The 18,658-nt window shown below is 39.1% G+C and carries 13 protein-coding genes and 3 pseudogenes; 5 read left to right on the top strand and 11 right to left on the bottom strand.

Annotated features, from left to right (window positions below; all coding sequences use genetic code 11):
* Positions 1-428: 428 nt before the first annotated feature.
* Genes BLV99_RS02130 through BLV99_RS02145 form a run of 4 tightly spaced genes read right to left on the bottom strand, consistent with a single transcriptional unit; the run spans position 429 to position 6,640 of the window.
* Positions 429-3,578, bottom strand: a complete 3,150-nt coding sequence (locus tag BLV99_RS02130) for an efflux RND transporter permease subunit (protein WP_092687255.1) — start codon at positions 3,576-3,578, stop codon at positions 429-431.
* On the bottom strand, positions 3,568-4,791 hold the full coding sequence (locus tag BLV99_RS02135; RefSeq protein ID WP_092687258.1) for an efflux RND transporter periplasmic adaptor subunit: 1,224 nt from the start codon (positions 4,789-4,791) through the stop codon (positions 3,568-3,570). Before BLV99_RS02135 ends, BLV99_RS02130 begins: the two co-directional genes overlap by 11 nt.
* 2 nt (positions 4,792-4,793) lie before the next feature.
* On the bottom strand, positions 4,794-6,188 hold the full coding sequence (locus tag BLV99_RS02140) for a TolC family protein (RefSeq protein WP_092687261.1): 1,395 nt from the start codon (positions 6,186-6,188) through the stop codon (positions 4,794-4,796).
* 47 nt (positions 6,189-6,235) lie between these two features.
* Complete coding sequence (locus tag BLV99_RS02145; RefSeq protein WP_086183561.1) at positions 6,236-6,640, bottom strand: hypothetical protein; 405 nt, start codon at positions 6,638-6,640, stop codon at positions 6,236-6,238.
* A 465-nt stretch (positions 6,641-7,105) separates the two neighbouring features.
* Between BLV99_RS02145 and BLV99_RS02150 the strand changes: the two genes are divergently transcribed.
* The gene (locus tag BLV99_RS02150; RefSeq protein ID WP_092687264.1) at positions 7,106-7,585 is read left to right on the top strand and encodes a Csu type fimbrial protein; all 480 of its coding nucleotides are present in this window, start codon (positions 7,106-7,108) and stop codon (positions 7,583-7,585) included.
* Here the strand turns inward: BLV99_RS02150 and BLV99_RS02155 are convergent.
* The 4 genes from BLV99_RS02155 to BLV99_RS02170 are packed head-to-tail and all read right to left on the bottom strand — an operon-like array spanning position 7,582 to position 12,202.
* A complete protein-coding gene (locus BLV99_RS02155) occupies positions 7,582-8,595 on the bottom strand; it encodes a Csu type fimbrial protein (RefSeq protein ID WP_139243513.1) in 1,014 nt (337 codons plus the stop codon). The genes BLV99_RS02150 and BLV99_RS02155 overlap by 4 nt on opposite strands.
* Complete coding sequence (locus tag BLV99_RS02160) at positions 8,586-10,967, bottom strand: fimbria/pilus outer membrane usher protein (RefSeq protein WP_092687270.1); 2,382 nt, start codon at positions 10,965-10,967, stop codon at positions 8,586-8,588. The genes BLV99_RS02155 and BLV99_RS02160 overlap by 10 nt, the downstream gene beginning before the upstream one ends.
* Positions 10,968-10,973: 6 nt before the next feature.
* A complete protein-coding gene (locus BLV99_RS02165; RefSeq protein ID WP_092687273.1) occupies positions 10,974-11,699 on the bottom strand; it encodes a fimbrial biogenesis chaperone in 726 nt (241 codons plus the stop codon).
* Positions 11,700-11,734: 35 nt separating this feature from the next.
* Positions 11,735-12,202, bottom strand: a complete 468-nt coding sequence (locus tag BLV99_RS02170; protein WP_244516269.1) for a Csu type fimbrial protein — start codon at positions 12,200-12,202, stop codon at positions 11,735-11,737.
* 546 nt (positions 12,203-12,748) lie between these two features.
* Here BLV99_RS02170 and BLV99_RS02175 point away from each other — a divergent pair.
* Positions 12,749-13,027: pseudogene (locus tag BLV99_RS02175) on the top strand (tyrosine-type recombinase/integrase); the annotation flags it as partial.
* 194 nt (positions 13,028-13,221) lie between these two features.
* On the opposite strand, the gene pobA reads toward BLV99_RS02175, so the two are convergent.
* Positions 13,222-14,451: a 4-hydroxybenzoate 3-monooxygenase gene (gene pobA / locus BLV99_RS02180; RefSeq protein ID WP_092687556.1), complete on the bottom strand. Its 1,230-nt coding sequence runs from the start codon at positions 14,449-14,451 to the stop codon at positions 13,222-13,224.
* Positions 14,452-14,600: 149 nt separating this feature from the next.
* Here pobA and BLV99_RS02185 point away from each other — a divergent pair, with 149 nt between their 5' ends.
* The 3 genes and pseudogenes from BLV99_RS02185 to BLV99_RS02195 all read left to right on the top strand — a co-directional run.
* On the top strand, positions 14,601-15,410 hold the full coding sequence (locus tag BLV99_RS02185; protein WP_092687279.1) for an IclR family transcriptional regulator domain-containing protein: 810 nt from the start codon (positions 14,601-14,603) through the stop codon (positions 15,408-15,410).
* A gap of 54 nt (positions 15,411-15,464) precedes the next feature.
* Positions 15,465-15,825, top strand: a pseudogene (locus BLV99_RS02190) (IclR family transcriptional regulator domain-containing protein); the annotation flags it as partial.
* Between the two features lie 163 nt (positions 15,826-15,988).
* Positions 15,989-16,838: pseudogene (locus BLV99_RS02195) on the top strand (IS5 family transposase); the annotation flags it as partial.
* Positions 16,839-16,891: 53 nt separating this feature from the next.
* On the opposite strand, the gene BLV99_RS02200 reads toward BLV99_RS02195, so the two are convergent.
* Positions 16,892-17,338 carry a MarR family winged helix-turn-helix transcriptional regulator gene (locus tag BLV99_RS02200; protein ID WP_086183568.1) on the bottom strand — a complete coding sequence of 149 codons (447 nt, stop codon included), beginning with the start codon at positions 17,336-17,338 and terminating at the stop codon, positions 16,892-16,894.
* Positions 17,339-17,399: 61 nt separating this feature from the next.
* Positions 17,400-18,620 (bottom strand): 3-(3-hydroxy-phenyl)propionate transporter MhpT, encoded by a 1,221-nt coding sequence (mhpT, locus tag BLV99_RS02205; protein WP_092687282.1) that lies wholly within the window; start codon positions 18,618-18,620, stop codon positions 17,400-17,402.
* Positions 18,621-18,658: the final 38 nt, after the last annotated feature.

Here is an 18,658-nt window from a genome sequence, read left to right on the forward strand (position 1 = left end):
AGGTTAGGATGAGTGGATTCTTTAATAACATCCTCACCCTGAGCAGTATGCTGCGCAAACCTCCTTAAAAAGAGAGGAAATTTTCATTATGAATTAAATATTGTTCAAAAAATGACTTATTCAAGATGCCTAATGTATCAAACTGCAAAACCACCAGTTGATTATTAAACATCCTAAAAGATTATTATATCTCTTTTCATATTTGCCGTATCCCCCACTTTTATTTGATCAGGGGCTTATAATTAAAATAAGGGTATTCCTTCGTAAAGAAAAAAGGAGAAACCAACAAGACCCTTGTTGATTCCTCCTTTTAGGATGCTTAACTGTTCAGCGATGCCTTGCTTGATGAACCCAAACAACATAAATCAGGCATAAAACGTAAGTAAACTTTGATTATCCGCCTTAACCTTGCATCGGACTTTTATCAATTAATCTCTCGTATTTCGCTCATTTAACCAGCGATATAACACAGGTAAGATCAACAACGTCAGAAACGTAGAAGAAATAATGCCGCCAATCACCACCGTTGCTAAAGGTCTCTGCACTTCTGCACCTGTTCCCGTAGCCAGTGCCATCGGAATAAAACCTAAAGAAGCGACACAAGCCGTCATTAATACTGGACGTAAACGTAAAACTGCGCCTGACCATGTTGCTGTATGGACATCAAACTTTTCTCTGAGCTCTTTAATAAAAGTCAGCATGACCAAACCATTTAAAACAGCCACACCTGACAGCGCAATAAAACCAATGCCTGCTGACATGGAAATTGGAATATCTCTTAACCATAACGCCATTAATCCACCAGACAGTGCAAATGGCACACCACTGAAAACCAGCAAACTATCCTTAACGTTGTTAAACACAGCCATAAGTAAAACAAAAATGATGATGAATGCCATCGGGATGACGATTTGCATTCTGGCTTTTGCTGAAGCTAGGTTTTCAAACTGACCACCATAACCCAACCAATAGCCCGCAGGTAACACCTGTTGTTTTAGCTCTTGTTGCATTTCTTGCACAAAAGAACCTAAATCACGATCACGCACATTGGCGGTGACCACAACACGGCGCTTACCATTTTCTCGACTGACTTGGCTAATCCCCAAAATATTCTCAACTTTGGCCACATCTTGTAATTGAATCAATCCACCATTTGGCAGTTGAATCGGTAACATTGCCAATTGCTGTGGCGTGCGCATGCTTTCATCTAATCGAATCACAAAATCGAAACGTCGATCCCCTTGTAAGATGCTCCCCACATTTTGACCACCAATACTCGTCGCTACTAAATCTTGTATGGACTTCACCGATAAACCATATTGTGCTGCCAAAGCATGATCAATATCGACATTTAAGACAGGTAAACCATCGGTTTGCTCGACTTTAACTTCACTCGCACCCTCAATCTTTTTCAGTTTTTCCGCAATCTTTTCCGCTTCTTGATTCAGCGTCTGCATATCATCACCAAAAATTTTGATGCCGACATCACTGCGAATGCCCGAAATCAGCTCATTAAAACGGAGTTCAATCGGTTGCGAAAACTCACTGTTATTGCCGGGAATTTTTTCTACAAACGCCAGCATTCGTGCTCGCAAATCATCAATCGTTTCATCTTGATTCGACCATTGATCATGCGGTTTCAACAACACAACACTATCGGAAATATTTGGAGGCATGACATCTGTTGCCACTTCTGCCGTACCTGTACGAGAAAAAATCGCCTTAATTTCAGGAAATTCTTTTAAAAGCTGTTTTTCTAGCCCTTCTTGTATTCTTAAGGATTCTTCAATCCCTGTACTTGGTGCGCGCATTAATTGCAGTGCAAAATCACCTTCGCTCAAAGTCGGAGAAAACTCAGTCCCCACACGTGTCGATAATGCAGCCGTAAGAAGTAAAATACTGATTGCTGCTGTCACCACCACATATTTAAAAGCATAGGCTTGATCTAAAAGTTTTGCATAGCCATTTTTTAACGAACTCATCCAACGACTTTCTGTTTCTTTTACATCTCCTGTTAGGAACAAAGCGATGGCTGCTGGCACAAAAGTAATGGATAAAATAATCGCGCCCACAAGTGCAAGAACCACGGTCATTGCCATGGGATGGAACATTTTCGCTTCAACGCCTTCCAGTGCAAAAATTGGGAAATACACCACCATAATGATGATTTGCCCAAATATAAGCGGACGTCTTGCTTGTTTTGCAGCTAAAAAGACTTCAGTAAAACGTTCAGAGCGCGTTAATTTTCTGCCTTTATGCTGCTGAGCTTCCGCTAAGCGACGGATACAGTTTTCCACAATCACCACTGCACCATCAACGATAATGCCAAAATCCAAAGCACCTAAACTCATCAGATTGGCACTAATTTTCTGCTCTGCCATGCCTGTCAAAGTAAACAACATTGACAGTGGAATCACACATGCGGTAATCAGTGCCGCTCTAAAATTTCCCAGAAAAATAAACAGGATCACAATAACAAGGATGGCACCTTCGACAAGATTTTTGGCAACCGTCTTAATTGCCTTATCCACCAAATGACTACGGTCATAAACGGTTTCAATCACTACACCTTTGGGTAATGACTGTTGAATTACCTGAACTTTTTGATCCACAGCTTGAGCGACGGCCTTACTATTTTCACCCATCATCATCATGGCCGTACCCAATACGGTTTCTTCACCGTTATAGGTCGCACCACCTGTACGTAAATCATGACCAATGGAGACTGAAGCCACATCACTGACCCGAATAGGTAAGCCATTTTTGGTGCTAATGCTGACATTTTCGATATCTTGAATAGAAGACAATAAACCTGGCACACGTACGGTCAGTTGTTGCCCATTATCTTCAATAAAACCAGCACCGCGATTTGCATTGTTATCTTGAAGTGCTTGCTCCAACTCTGCCACTGAAATTTGGATCTGTTGTAAGCGTGTTAAATCTGGAGCAACAATATAGGTTTTTTCATAGCCCCCAATACTATTGACTTCTGCAACCCCTTCAACCCGTTGTAACTGAGGACGAACAATCCAGTCTTGAATTTCCCTTAAATCCATTGCTGTATAAGGTGTTCCATCTGGCTTTTTGGCATTGGGCTGTGCTTTGATTACCCACTGATAGATTTCCCCCAAACCTGTCGAGATAGGCGACATTTGTGGCTCAACAGCTTCAGGTAAAGCACTTTTGGCTTCTTGCAAGCGTTGATTAATCAGTTGTCTTGCCCAGTAAATATCCGTCCCATCTTTAAAAATAATGGTAACTTGCGAAAGTCCGTAACGAGAAATCGAGCGTGTCTGCTCTAGATTTGACATACCAGACATTGCATTTTCAATCGGATAGGTAATCCGTTGCTCAACCTCAAGTGCGGTAAAACCATTGGCTTGACTATTAATTTGCACTTGAACATTGGTGATGTCAGGTACAGCATCTATTGTCAGTTTTTGATAACTATATATTCCGATACCAATCCATGCGATGACAAACAACAGCACCCAAATAGCATTGCGAATAGAAAACTGAATGATTCGATCAAACAGTCCTTGACTCGGAAAAAGGTCATCTTGAGAATTAATGGGCATGTTCAGCCTCTCCCTTCTCCATTTCCGATTTCAACAGAAAACTGCCCTGACTGACATACTGCTGTTTCGCAGTTAAACCCGATTTAATCTCGACCCACTGACCATCACTTGAATAGTTGCCAAGTTGTACAGGGCTTGCCATCAGATGAATTTGCTCTTTTTCAGTCTTGGCAACAAACACAATCTGTTGACCATCAATCTGTTGAATCGCGGCTTTAGAAACACGCAATACAGGTTGTCGCGTTGCTTCACCTGTTAATAAAACATTGACCATTAAATTGGGACGTAGCTCTTGGGCTGGCGTTAAGACTTTCGCACGAACTTGTAAACGTCCTGTTTGACTATCCGCTTCAGTGGTTAAGGCCTGCACTCGCGCTTTAAATAAATTATTGGTTTGCAAAGATTTAAATTCAATTTCCTGATTCGGTTGAACATGAATATTTGCAGCACTCGGCAAAATAAACTCCACCCATAATTGATCTAGCTGATCAATGATAAACAATTGCTTATCCGCAGAAATATTTTCACCCACAACAATATCTTTTTTCGTAATCACCCCATTGAAAGGTGCCTTAATTACATAACGCCCTTGACTGCCACTGCTTGCACCCAGTGCGGATAAACGACTCCGAGCCGCTTGAACTTGAATCTCCGCTTGTCGATAAGCGTTATATGCACGTTGATAATCCTGTCTGGCAGAAATCCCTTGATCAAAGAGCTGTTTTTCTCTGTGATAATCTTGCGAAGCTAAAGTGAAAGCTTCCTGAGCAATACTCAAGTTGGCTTGTTGATCCACAAGGTCAGGAATAAAAAGCGTGGCTAAAGCCTGTCCTTTTTTAACGTCCTGTCCTAAGGTTACCGCGACACTTTCAACTCTTCCTGCAAAACTCGCCTCCACATGGGCTTGTTGGTCAGTATTCACCACCAGTTTGGCAGGATATTGTTGTTTTTGTTCAACATCGCCCAATTCAACTTGGGCTAATTTCACACCAGACTCAATCAATTGTTTTGAAGTAAAGTTTAACGATTCATCTTCAGCATCAGCCTCCTCAGCTTCATCATGTCCATGCTGTTCATCTGCATGTGCATCTTCATCGGCAGCTTTACCTGCTTTCTCTTTACCACCGAATAATAAAAAGGCACTCAAAACGATACTAATCGTGATAATGGCAATGATCCAAACCCATTGTTTTTTTGCTTGATCTATAGACACGCTTATTCTCCTACCACTGGGCTTAGGTCATTTGTGGATTGCCATAAATTTTGATTGATTTTCATCAGGGCATCGGGCGACATAAGCGCATTTGCATCTACCCCCAAGGCTAAACTTTCAGCTTGCAAAGATTTTTGCCATGCCTGTTTTAACGTTTGTATTTTATTTAAGCGTTGTTCCTGAAGCTGAATGCTGGCTTGATGTACATCAGTAATAGAGTATTTACCCACTTTAAAACCCAATAAAGTTTTTTGATGTACCGACTCCGATAACGGAATTTGTTGCTCATTGATCAAGTCGTATTGCCATTTCAAACCCTTTAACTCAACCAATAAAGTGTCCAGTTGAGTCCGATTCTGCTGTTGGTAATACTGCTGTTGCTGATCCAATAAATCTTGTTTTGTTTGGGCGATTTGCATGCCATATTGCTGACGATCAAAGATATTCAAAGGTATTTCAACCCCTAAGCGTATTTGACTTTCAGTATTGTTTAAATTGGCTTGCTTACTATTGATGATCCCCAAAAGCACATTCGGATTGGGTCTGGCTTGTGCTTTTAAATATGCTAAATGGGCTTGCTGTTTGGCTTTTTTCAGTTGAATACTTTGTGTCAATAAATTTTCATTCAGCGCCTGTTGCACAAAGGCAGTTGTATCAGTTGGCCATAATTGCGCACGGCTTATACTCAGATCATGATCAAGTTCAGCTGCTCCCCATAAATTTGCCAATTGTCTTTTCACCGTGGTTAAAGACAACGCCATTTCTTGTGTCCGTCGCTGATTTTCAATGTGAGCAAGCAAAGTACGATCCAAATCTAATCTGGAAATGCTTCCAGCACGATAGCGTAATCGTGTGGCATCCACATTTGCTTGACTGTCTGTTAATTGAGTTTTGCTAATTTTAAGCTCTTCTTGTAAAACAAGAACTTGAGACCATAAATATTTCACAGCCAAGCGGGTTTCTGCTTTATATAATTTTTGATTTAAATCGACTTGAGATAATTCAACTTTTGCTAAATTTTTTCGGCTACGACGTTGACCAAAAATATCTAAAGGTTGACTAATCTCGACATCTAATTCTTGATCCTGATCAGATTTAAAGCCCGTTTTTTGCACAGATAAACTTGGATTCGCCCACAGTTGGCTGTGTTTCAGTTTAGCCGTCGCAATGTCCTGTTGAGTCTGCAAGGCATGAATTTGGTTTTGATGACCTTCCACACGCATTAATATTTGATTGAAATCTGAATCTTGCTGATTTTTAGATGCTATTGAATGATCAGCAAAAATGCTCGCTGAAATAGATATCCCGAGGATGAATGCAACCAACTGACATTGTTTTACCTGAACAATCGTTTTCTCATTCAAACTCATACCATGAGTTGAAACTTTTTTTGACATGAAGATGTCCCACAAACATTAATAGAATGATGGTGGGTTGTTTTAGGCTACCCCACCGCGAGCGGGGATAATTCGGGAGGTGGAGCTAAACGAGGGAGATAGGGCGATTGGTAAAAATTTACCCAAGGTCGAGCGTGTAGAATATCGACTTGAAAATTAGGTTCATCGTTATAATAAGACTGTGTGTCTAGCTCAAGTGCAATATGATTCGATAAGTGGCTACACCTGTCGTTAAAACATATTTTTTGACAGTAATCATAAATTTTTTGATCATCGACCAGACTTTTTTTATTGTCATTACTTTGTGCATTGGGCTGAGCAAAAGAGGGATCATTGAAAAATGAAGGCACATTTGGCATTTCATGCAGACACGCCGCTTCCGCCACACTCCAAATACTTTGGAATGTGAACAATAGCAGGAAGATCTGTAGCAGAAATGTCTTTTTCTTCATAGCATCATCTTAAACTTTAAGCCCGCATTATAGCGATCATTTGGATTGAAAGCACTTAGATTTAGAAGATACAAATTAATCTCGCCAATAAAGCGGCACCCATACATTCAATGCCACCTTGCATAAAGTGAATCATCTAGAAAAAACTCAAGCTTAAAGTTCTTTGCAATAAAGCTTTCACCCCACAATTTGATTCCCCCATTTTAGATGCAACTCAACTTTTTATTGATGATAACTTAACCATTTTCTTTCCAAAGGATTCTGGCTAAATATTTAACGGTTTTGAGCAAGTCATTGCAATCTTGAGCATATACTTTTAAATCTATCCATGATCTCGCCTTATTTCAGACATAAGCTAATGACTCATAAGCCTTTCATATAGGAATTACTCCCTTATTAATATACTTTTTGATAAAAAATTAGTACGCTATGGTTAATGAATAGATTGAATAAAAAAGATAATGTATGAAATTACCATTTTGCGCTCTCTTGACCTGTATTTTGGTGGGTGCATCAGCACTGATTTATGCAGAAAACCAACAATCAACTCAGTTTAACGTGAGTATTAGCATTAAAGAAACTTGCAATATTACGGCAGCCAATAGCGCAGATCTCGATTTTGGCAGCATTAACCGCGCATCAAAAGGCTCAAATCAAAGTAATCATTTAGCAGTAACGTGTACCCAAGGAACGCCTTATCGTATTGCACTACAAAGCCAAAGAGCGATGGCAAATGCGACTTCAAATAATACTAAAATTCCTTATACCCTGTATCAGGATGCCAATCGGACAACGCTCTGGGGCGCAGATACTCAAAATGCTTATAGCAATACAGGCACTGGAAATACCCAAAAAATTCCAGTTTGGGGACAAGTCAACCAAGCAAACACCAATGTTCCTGCGGGGCAATATACAGACAAAGTAACCGCTGTCATTACTTACTAATAGGTTAGCGTCACTGTAATGGTGTCCTGATATTCTCCCGCAGGTACAGCCGCTGAACTTGGCCCAGCCTTTCCATAAATAGGAATCGTCTGTGTGCCATTGTTGCCCGTACCCTGTGATGCACCGCTATTGTTCCACAGCTGACTGTACTGCGCATCGCGGTATAATTCATAGGCAATATAGTCTGAACCTTTGCGCATACGACGTGTCGTGCCGTCATAGTTCATTCCCTGATCTAAATTCACTTTCCAAGACGTATTCAAGGGGCAAGACAAAGTTACCGTTGTCGAACTGGTCACTGCCTGAGATAAATCATTCATGTGACCAAAATTCAGATCGGATGCAGAAATCAAATTACAACTGTTTTCATAGTTTGTCGTGACGCTCAAACTGTTGCTGCTTTGATTGCTTGACTGAGATGCCAATACATCTTCTGTAGTTGGCTGTTTGTCCTGACTAAAGGCATATAATAGACTGACTTGCGTATCATTATTATTCTGATAGCTTCCAGCTGTGACATTTTGCCCCGCATAAACATAACCATAAATCGGCAGATCGAAAACTTTCTGGTTTTCATTCACGGTGAAAGTTTTATAGCTACATGTTAATGTCGATAAATTGGCTTGCGTATCAATTCTTTGGGTCAAAGCGGGATCATAAAACAAGTCATAACTGAGATAAGAGTGCGGCCAAGAAGAATATGAAACTATTTGACGGCGATTATTGGACAAACCTAAACCACCCGCGGTCGCATAAGGACACAAAGCAACATTGACCGTTTTGGTATGACCATATTGATTACACGTCACTTGCCAATTGCTGTAACTGGTTTTTCCTTTACCCGATACCGAACCGAAATTCAAAGCGGGGCCAGACAACCAACACGAACCAGATGCTTGAGCAGATGAACTAACACTCATCAGGGCAAAAGGCAGCATTAGGGCAAAAATCCAATATGCTAGTAGCAGCCCTGAACGCTGCGTACGGTGAATATTCATTATTATTGGCACGTTAAATTCCCCAAGTCTAGAAAACCATATTGCGCTGAAAAATCAGGCAAGTCTATACGGCAAACCTGCCCCATTTGCTCGACAAAAACTGTTGATGCAGCTGGATTTTCTAAATAAATCATGCCATCCCGCCCAACAATCGTATGTTCAACATTGTCTAAATTAGGCGCAGTTTTCTGTACCCACACTCGGCTTCCCATTTTTAAAGGCTGATTCTGTTTATCAACTGCAACCCATTGTACCGAACGCATTTTATACACTGGAAAATTCACATACACGCCACTAGAGCTATAAGGAACTGCATCTATTTGTGTCGATTCAATTTTATATTCCAGTGGTAAATCTAACGTATCTATAGACACCACATTATGCTGATATGGATTCAATGAATCGATTAATAACAGTCCCTTTCGATTGGTTTTACCCACGAGACGATTTTCCAGCCGTACAGGGATATCTGCCACACCTTCGGTAGACACCACAGCAAATGAATTCAGCGATTGACGCATGGCAAAAAGATTGCGGTTCATCATCACCAGGCTGCCACGTGCTGACCCAATGACAGTGCTATAATCTTCATCGTTAATCTTGGCATTTTGAAACCCTAGATCCCATTGTCCAACTGAAGTTTCCCGCTGCAACTGTCCCTGTAAACTATAATTACTTGGATCACTATATTCGATGTTGCTTTGCCAACCCCAATCTGCTTGATTTTGCAAAGCCGTTTTACGCACACTTGCCGACACCTTATTACGTTCCGTATTCTTTTGCGCATTCATAGTGGCGTTGGTCTGACGGTCTAACGGAATATTCAGTGACATAAAAAAAGTATTACTTTTTTCATTTAAATCACGCGTCATATTCAAGGTTAAATAACTCTTGGAAGGAAAATAATAAGACCAATTAAAGATCAGATATTCATTATCAATCCCTTGATATTGCTGCGCTGCATAACTACTGCCAAATTGACCAAGAGGCGTATTCACCCCCAAGAAAATATGATCAGAGCGGTCAATATAGGCATAGCCCAAACCACTGGCCAAATCACCAAAATTACCGTCACTTTGCTGATGATGCATAGAAAAGTTGATCAAGCGGTTATTCCACTCATAACCTGCTGAAAAAGCCTGCCCTGCCTGTTGATTTAATTCGCTATAACTATAAGAGCCATTTAACACCCCCAAAGTATTTGGCAAGCGGTGTACAACACCAAATCCTGCTAAAGCCACATCATTTGAATATTCAGTATGGCTTTCCAATGTCGTGTTATTGCTTAAACCGTGCCGGAAAGTGGCATTCATTAAAAGATCATGCCCATAGCTAAATGACTTGACCGCATAATTCAGTTTATTCACCCCCAGACTCACATCCCAGTCGGATAAACCTTGCTGCAATAACTGTGAAGTGCCAAATAAGGAAAAGTTGACAATCCGTTGCTGTCCATTCAAATCGGTAATTAATAACTGCGCTGTTCCCGCACCTGTAATTGACGGTGCAGTCTGAATATTGAACTGCCCTGGAAGCACTTCACTGCTGCTTTGCTGAATACCATTAATTAATAAATCTACCGTTGACGGCAATAGCACTGAATCTTTAAATGAGGCTAATGGTGAAGTCACTTGGTACGGCTGTAAATTATAGTTTTTTGCCAGTTTAATGCCTGAAATGCGGGTCGAGCGACTCCAATCTAAAGCGCGCGACTGACTATCGCCTAATGTTAATGTCAGCGCCCGATTGGCAAAATCCTTTTGCCAATAAGTATCTAAAATCTGGCTATTCAGTTCTTCCGATGTCTTTGACTGGGTATAAGCATGGTTAGCAGAAATACTTAAAACACTGCCCGCTCCAAAACCAAAAAAACGTAGCTCATTCCAGCCGCTTAAAGACCAAACATCTTCAGTGGCTTGGGCATAAAAATCGTAATTGAAAAGCACGCCCGGTTTAATCTGCTGAGCATTGACTTTGGCGGCTTCAATCGGAATAAATCCTGCTACAGTATTGTTCTGCAAAAAAGAGACAGCTACATCCAAATGGATACTTTGCGCAGCGGCATTGTAATTGTAGCTTAAACCAGAAATTTGAGACAAACTGATAAAACCTGCATGCTGGGGAGCATCAGGTACGCTGACTTTTAATTGCAGTTCTTGCAGGGTTGTCCGTGAAATTAGTAAATCATGCGATGTTTGAATAAAGTGCCCAAAAGTTGAGCTAGATGCCTGATTCAACACAATACTTAAATACAGCTCCTGCTGCTTAATACCATCATCTTCTAAACTGACATTTTCGCTAGCAATGACCAAAGTACTGGATAAACAATACGTACACAGCAATGCTTGAAATAATGGGCCACAGTCAGCGAACTTTTTTCTCATTACAGTTTATTGGATGGGAAGCATCTGTGCTAAACCATCACTATTGATTCTGGCTTCAAACTTACCATTTGGGAGTATTTTTTTAGACTCAGGAATATCCCAACGCATAGTCTGACCAGCAAGTGCATAGCCCACTAGACCATTGATTAACGGTATTCTTTCGCCATTTGGATTGATATAGGTTAATTCACTCATCCGAATATGGCTTTTCGTATTGTTCTGCACAATCAGCTGTTGATTCTGATATTGAAAATTCACCTGATTTAACAGCGTTAAACCATTACGCATAGCAATACTGTCAGTAGGCTGGATAAAAACGGGAATAGAATACTGTAATAATAACTGCAAGCCGGTCTGTGCATCGGCTTGTCCTGAACTTGGCAGTTCATCAATCAATAAGCGGTAAGTCTGTTCTACCGCGGTATTTTGTGAGGCAATACGAATAATTCGGATCAGCTGCTGCTGACCCGCTTTAATTTCTGTAATCGATGGGCTGGCAACCAAGTCTCGTGTAGGATTCACTTGATCCTGACCTGAAACTTGCGACCAAATCAGCACGCGAGTTTGCGCCCGAATAGGTCGTTCACTGGTATTGGTCAGCCATATTTCTTTGGCTTTTTCCTGCGGGGAGAATGAAACAGAAATTGGAGCAACTTGCAGACTGGCTGCCAAACTGCTCAGCGAATAAAGTGAAACGATAGAAGCACAAATGAATTGTCTCAATTTGTTCATATACTGCGTCACTCTATTCGTACAGCTCTAACCAATTAGTAAGTTACAGTTGCAACTACTGTATCTACATAATTACCAGCTTCAACGTTGGTATCACCCGCTAACTTAGCATAGACAGGAATTGCTTGGTCTTTACCATTACCTGTTTTTGATAATAAGTTGACAGCATCCCACTCTGTTGTACGGGTAGAGTCTTGATACAATTTATATGGAATTTTGCTGGTTGAAGCAGTATTGGTATTACTCATTTTACCATTACCTGCCAAAGCAATTTTATAGGGTGTATTTAAAGTACAAGTAACATTTAACTGGCCTTTCGCATTGCTTGCAGATTTAGTAGAACGATCAACAGAAGCAAATTCCACGTCTTGAGCCGCAGTAAACTTACATGATTCATTTACTGTAAGTTTAACCTCAAATTGAGTAGAATCAGTGCCTGCTGCATGTGCTACTGTAAAAAGAGAAGAAAAACCTAGAACTGCCGAAACAATGACTTTTTTCATGAAATGCCCCATATAATGTGAAGGATGACACATTAAATTAAAATATGGGGTGGATTATAGGCTTTTTTTTGATCTTGTAAAGCACTTAAGTAAAAATTTAATTATAAAATTCATCCTATTATTTTAGATATTCATCCCCCTTATTTAACCTTGTCCCCCACATGATGTGTGCTGAGTTTATGCAAGAATCTCGTGCCTAGACTTTTAAGCAAAAATTCTACTTTTAGATTTTTTATTTTTAGGGGGGATTACCGTAAGTTGTAGGGAAAATTACAGACAAAAAAAGATCCTTGATCATCAAGAATCTTTTTAGATATTTGGCGGAAGCAGTGACAGTCATATTTACAACTTAAATAATTGATATATTTTTATAAATTTAATTTCTTACTACTATTTTTTACTGCTTTATATTTTATTATTTTTTTAATTATTTCTTATAGATAATTATACGTTACTCGTTAGTAACGTTTAGTTTTAATTATAAATCATCACAATTTTCTATTACACCATAGCAATGGAATATTTTATCAATCATAGTTCTGCTGACTTATTGAATCGACTCAAGTTGAGGCCCAAGTTCAAAACCATATCGTTTCAGCACCTTTTCAGAGTGACATACTTTCCAATATGTCTTTAACTGATTTAATTAAATGTATGCACGAACAGAAGCCTAAAGAAAATTGCTTAGGCTATATTAATCCAAAACAAAATTGTGCCATTACTATTCATGGTTTCTGCTCTACATTTCGTGACTGGTCTGCTGATAAAACTGATTACCCACATGAAGTTTGTGAACATGTACTTACACATAAGTTACCAGATGAGTTTTGAAGCAGCTTATTTAGAAAAAATGTAAAAGATTAATGACTGATTGCGCTATGTGATGTGATGAATAAGTTACTTATTTGAATAAACAGCATATTATTAAACTTCTGCCTTAACGAGCAGAAGACTTTTATAATATGCTGTTTAGGATATTCCAAGTAAAAGTCTTCAGTATTTGCAACACAATTCACTTTTTATGTTGCATATTTTATGCTTACCTTTTTTAATTCATCAAACTTTTTGAGTTCATAAGGAAGTCCAACATAGTTTTCAGCTAAAGTCGTTTGCCCTGCTTCTGAGCCCAGAATATAAGCAAGCTCAGCTTGTTTGATTTTAATATCAAACTCACTTTCAGTTTCAAAACGGTGCAATAAATGGGTCATCCACCAAGAGAAACGTTCAGCTTTCCATACCCGTTTTAGGCATTTTTCAGAATATTCATCAATGCCTTGCTTAGAACCATTTAAGTAATATTCTATTAATGCACTAGATAAATATGCAATATCAGAGGCTGCCAAATTCAAGCCTTTAGCACCAGTTGGAGGAACAATATGTGCGGCATCACCTGCTAAAAATAAGTTTCCAAAACGCATCGGCTCGGTTACAAAACTGCGTAAAGGTGCAATACTTTTTTCAATTGAAGGCCCTGTAACTAAATGCTCACAGCTTTCTTTATCTAGACGGTTTTTTAGTTCATCCCAGAAACGTTCATCCGACCAATCCTCTACTTTATCAGTTAAAGGCACTTGTAAATAATAACGGCTCCGTGTACTTGATCGCATGCTGCAAAGCGCAAAGCCACGTTCAGACTGCACATAAATCAACTCATCAGATACTGGTGGCACATCCGCCAAAATACCTAACCAGCCAAATGGATATACTTTTTCAAATGTTTTAATTTTATCTGCTGGCACACTGGCACGACATACACCATGATATCCATCACACCCTGCAATAAAGTCACAATTGACGCGATATTCTTGCCCATCTTTGTTAAAAGTCACATAAGGTAGATCATAAAATTCATGTACTTTGACATCATTCACTTCATAAAATGAAGTTAACTTGGCTTCATCACGTGCATGCATTAAATCTTTAGTGACTTCAGTTTGACCATAAACTGTCACCTGTTTTCCATGCGTTAAAGCGGATAAATCAATACGATGTTTTTCACCATTGGTTAAAATCTCTATTCCATGATGAGGTAAACCTAATTCATTTAACTGTTGGTCTACACCTGCTTGTTTAAGTAAATCAACCGAAACTTGTTCAAGAATACCAGCACGAATACGCGCAGAAACATAATCTGCACTGCGTTGTTCAATAAGAATATGTTCAATACCCGCTTTATAAAGAAGCTGTCCCAACAATAAACCTGCCGGTCCTGAACCAATAATTGCAACTTTAGTGTTTAAAATTTCCATCATTTATCTTCCCTGTCCTATCTACTTAAACTAAATTTTTTATAAAATTTCAGCTATAGTAAAACGTGAATATTCACCGTATTGCGGTGATATTGACCGTATACCGGACAAAACATCATAAATTGATGCTTTATCAGCAAGGATGCTTCATGCGCTATGATTTAATTGAAAATAAGACTTCAGGTGAAACAATCACAAATGATGATTATATTTCTGGGCTTGCCAAAGGCTTAGCTTTGTTAGAGGCCTTTGGTATTGATCGGCAAAAGCTTAATGCAACTCAAATTGCTGAACGTACAGGAATCAGCCGTACCGCGGCAAGACGTTACTTACAAACTTTAAAGTTTTTAGGTTATTTGGAAACGGACGAACATTCTTTTTGGTTAACCCATAAAGTTCTACGCTTTTCGAGTTCTTATTTAAGTTCTGCACATTTACCCAAAGTTGCCCAGCCTATTTTAAATATTTTGTGTATGCAAACCACGCTGACTTTTTCAATTGTCGTTTTAGATGATGATGAAATTGTGCCTATTGCACGAAGTTTTTTACCCCAGCAAGATAATATGCGTGCCAGTCCTGATGGTATGCATTTAGGCAATCGTTTGCCTGCTCATGCAACATCTACGGGTAAAGTTTTACTTGCAACGTTAAATCAAGAAGAACAAAAAAATTGGTTCAGTAAATATGGTTTAAAACGTCTAACGCCTTTTACGCTCCAAGATGAATCGGCATTTTATCAAGTGCTTAATCAAGTGGCTCAGCAAAATTATTGCTTATCAAAAGAAGAACACGAACTTGGGGTTATTGCAATTGCTGTACCAGTATTGAACCGTCAAGGTAAAACCATTGCAGCTTTGAACTGTATGTCACAAGTTAACCGTGTTACAGAGGAATACCTCATTCAGAGTATTTTACCTTTACTTCAAAATACAGCTTATGAAATTAGAGCAATGATTTAATAGAGTGATTAATCATCAAAAAATGCCTGCCAGTATTAAACCAGAATCCCATTAGCCGTACACCAGCAAACAGATCTTGTAACCCATATGGACTACATTTAAGAAACCATTTACCTGCACATGCAACATCAGCAGGTAAAACTTTACTCGCCTATCTAGATCTAGAAGAGCAAAAAAATGGTTAGAAAAATATCCATTACAACGGTTAACTGAATTTAGCTGCACAGACAACAATACCTTGCTAAAAATTCTTAAGGAAATTAAAGAACAAGATTGGTGTTATTCCAGTCAAGAACATGAATTAGGTGTTCATGCACTTGCTGTACCGATATACGGGCCAAAAGGTAATGTTGTCGTGGCATTGAATATTGTTTCCCCTATTAGTAAAAAAACGAAAGAATATTTGGTTCAATAAATTATGCCTTTACTCTTAGAAACCGAGCGGGAATTAAGGAATATGATTTAAATCCACCAAAAACAATATCTCCGTTACTATTCTATTATTGTGTGACATATCAACCATCAATGGCATAATTTTCCCTGTAACAAATGAGGCATCCTCAAACGGCTTTGTTGCACAAACCTATTCAGATACAGCGATTCAATGCTGCCTAATGATCAGATCCTTATTTCGATTATCTTTACGTATGGTCACTGGGGTTTTTCAAAGCCTGATTAAATTATCTGGATTAGATTGGACTGCCCCGAATATCAGTGATATTCGTCCTCAATCATATGTAAAAGACAGAAGCATATTGATATTTCGATAAACTATCAAAAAAATAGTGGTGGATTACATCTACTTGTAGACATGAGAAGCACTGCTTCGCAAAGTTTAAAATTTCTAGGCGAACGAGAATGGAAACGTAAGAGGCATCAGCCTGAATATCGCTGACAATGGCATAAACTGCACATCGGTATAGATGCTGAAACCCTGCAAATACAGGCAGTTTACCCCACCACAAACAATGTCTGTGATTCATAAGTACTTGGTGTTTGCTCGATTAGATTCCACAAGAAGAACAAATTGATTCAATCTATACAAATGAGCTTATGATACTAGGCAATACCGTCATGAGATTACAGGTCGGCAAGCACATGCGGTGATTCCACCAAGAAAGAATGCCAAGCCATGGAAAGACTCAAGGGCAAGCTCCTTAGAGCGTAATCAATTACTCGAAATAATGCAGTACTTAGGCAGGACTATTGGGGAAAATAGGTCTAGTTACCATCGTCGAAGTTTGGTAGAAAACAAGATGCATTGTATTAATGCTATTAGGAGATAAATTGAATTCAAGAAGCTTTCAAAGTCAGGGAAATGAAATTCATGCACGTGTAGCAGTGTTGAATAGATTCACTGAACTAGGCCATCCCTTGCAAAGTGGTGCTTCTCATGTCTTAAATTTGAATAGTTTAGAGCAATGTTAACTTTTAAATCTTTGTGCAACAAAGCTCTTACTCTACGATGTTTCCAGTTTGGGTTATTTCAAATTATTGACCATAATTTCTAAATTATTTCGAATCAGTAAGGCTAAATTAATATCGACACCTTTTAGCATTTTTTGCTCTAGAGCTTCCACAATCAAATTACATTCCGCAATTTTATTCTGACCACTTGCAGTGAGCTGAATTAAGATTCTTCGACCATGCGTTGGATCAGAATGCTTTTCAATCCAGCCCAAACTTAATAAATCTTGCAAAATTTTATTGGCTGACTGAGGTTTTATAAATGAACGCTCTGCCAATTTAGCATTTGACAGACTTCCTCTAGCTGCAAGTACTGACAACGCAGTGTACTGCGGTAAAGTTATATTGAGCTGTTTAAGTTGTTCTGTTAATAATTTACTAATAATCCGATCCACTCGAGCAATCATATAACTGAGCTTAGGTGATTGATTTTCATTTGATTTCATTAAGTTGTTGGGCATATCTACTCTGGATTAAATATGATGAAGTATGACCTATTAGATCATACTTCAAATCAAATAATTAAGTGGAACTGCTTAATACTTGCGTTTGTTGCTTAGGTTTACCTACCAGCATTAACGCAGCTATTGCAGCAAGTAAAATCATTGGAATACTCGCCCCGATTACCATTCCAGCGCTTGAACCAAAAGACAATAGCATTCCTGCCAATAATGGCCCTGCAAAGGAACCAATACGACCCACTGCAACAGCAGCACCTACGCCAGTCCCACGCATTTCTGTTGGATAAAATCTGGCAGCTAAGCCATAAAGTGCCGATTGCCCACCCACAATAAATAATCCACAACCAATTGCTGATAGTGAAAGTAATGCAACTGTTGGAGAAATAGCAAGACAACATAATGCAACCAAAATTCCAGCGTAAATCAGCTTAATCACAAAATTCATGCGTAGCTTATCTAACAAGAATCCCATGAGTATTGAACCAAATATTCCACCAATGTTGTAACCAATTTGCACATAATTGGCTTCGTTTTTTGATAAACCTTGCGCACCCATCAATAGCGGTAACCAGTTTAATAAGAAATATAAAACCACCAAGGTACAGAAAAAACTAATCCAAATTTGTACCGTAGAAAAACGGCGTTCTTTGGCAAAAAGCACCTGCATAAATGGTACTGTCGCTTGAGAGCCTTTAACCAAATACGCATTCGATTCGGGTAAAAACTTCAGTAATAACGGAATCATGAATACTGGAGCCAATCCCCCAATGTAAAAAATATGACGCCATTCACTGTCCCCAGCTAAAGCCATTGCCACAAATGATGTCAGCATACCGCCAAAAGGAATACCACTGTACATAATACTGACAGCCGTTCCTTTGTATTTATCTGAGACTGCTTCCGAAGCCAAAGTAATCATCATGGGTAAGGCTCCGCCCATACCTAATCCCGTTAAGAAACGAATTAGAATCAATACGCTATATTGACTTGCAAAAGCAGTTAAAATCGACATAATTCCAAAAAGTAAGATACTGAACATTAATACTTTTTTTCGTCCAATTTTATCTGCAAAACGACCACCTAATAAAGCTCCGGGCAATGTTCCCAACGTTGCTGCACTAAATGCCCATGCCATTTGAGCATTATCCAAACCAAATTCTGCTCGCATACGCGGTGCTGCTACGCCCATTGATTGCAGGTCAAAACCCTCAAAAATTGCGATAGCAAAACACAGAGCAAGCGTTAATGTGGCTTTCCCTGAATGGCTTACACTTTTTTCCATTCGCATTATCCTTGTCTTCAATTTTAATTAATACACAT

The sequence above is a fragment of the Acinetobacter kyonggiensis genome (genome assembly GCF_900107285.1).
GTDB lineage: Bacteria > Pseudomonadota > Gammaproteobacteria > Pseudomonadales > Moraxellaceae > Acinetobacter > Acinetobacter kyonggiensis.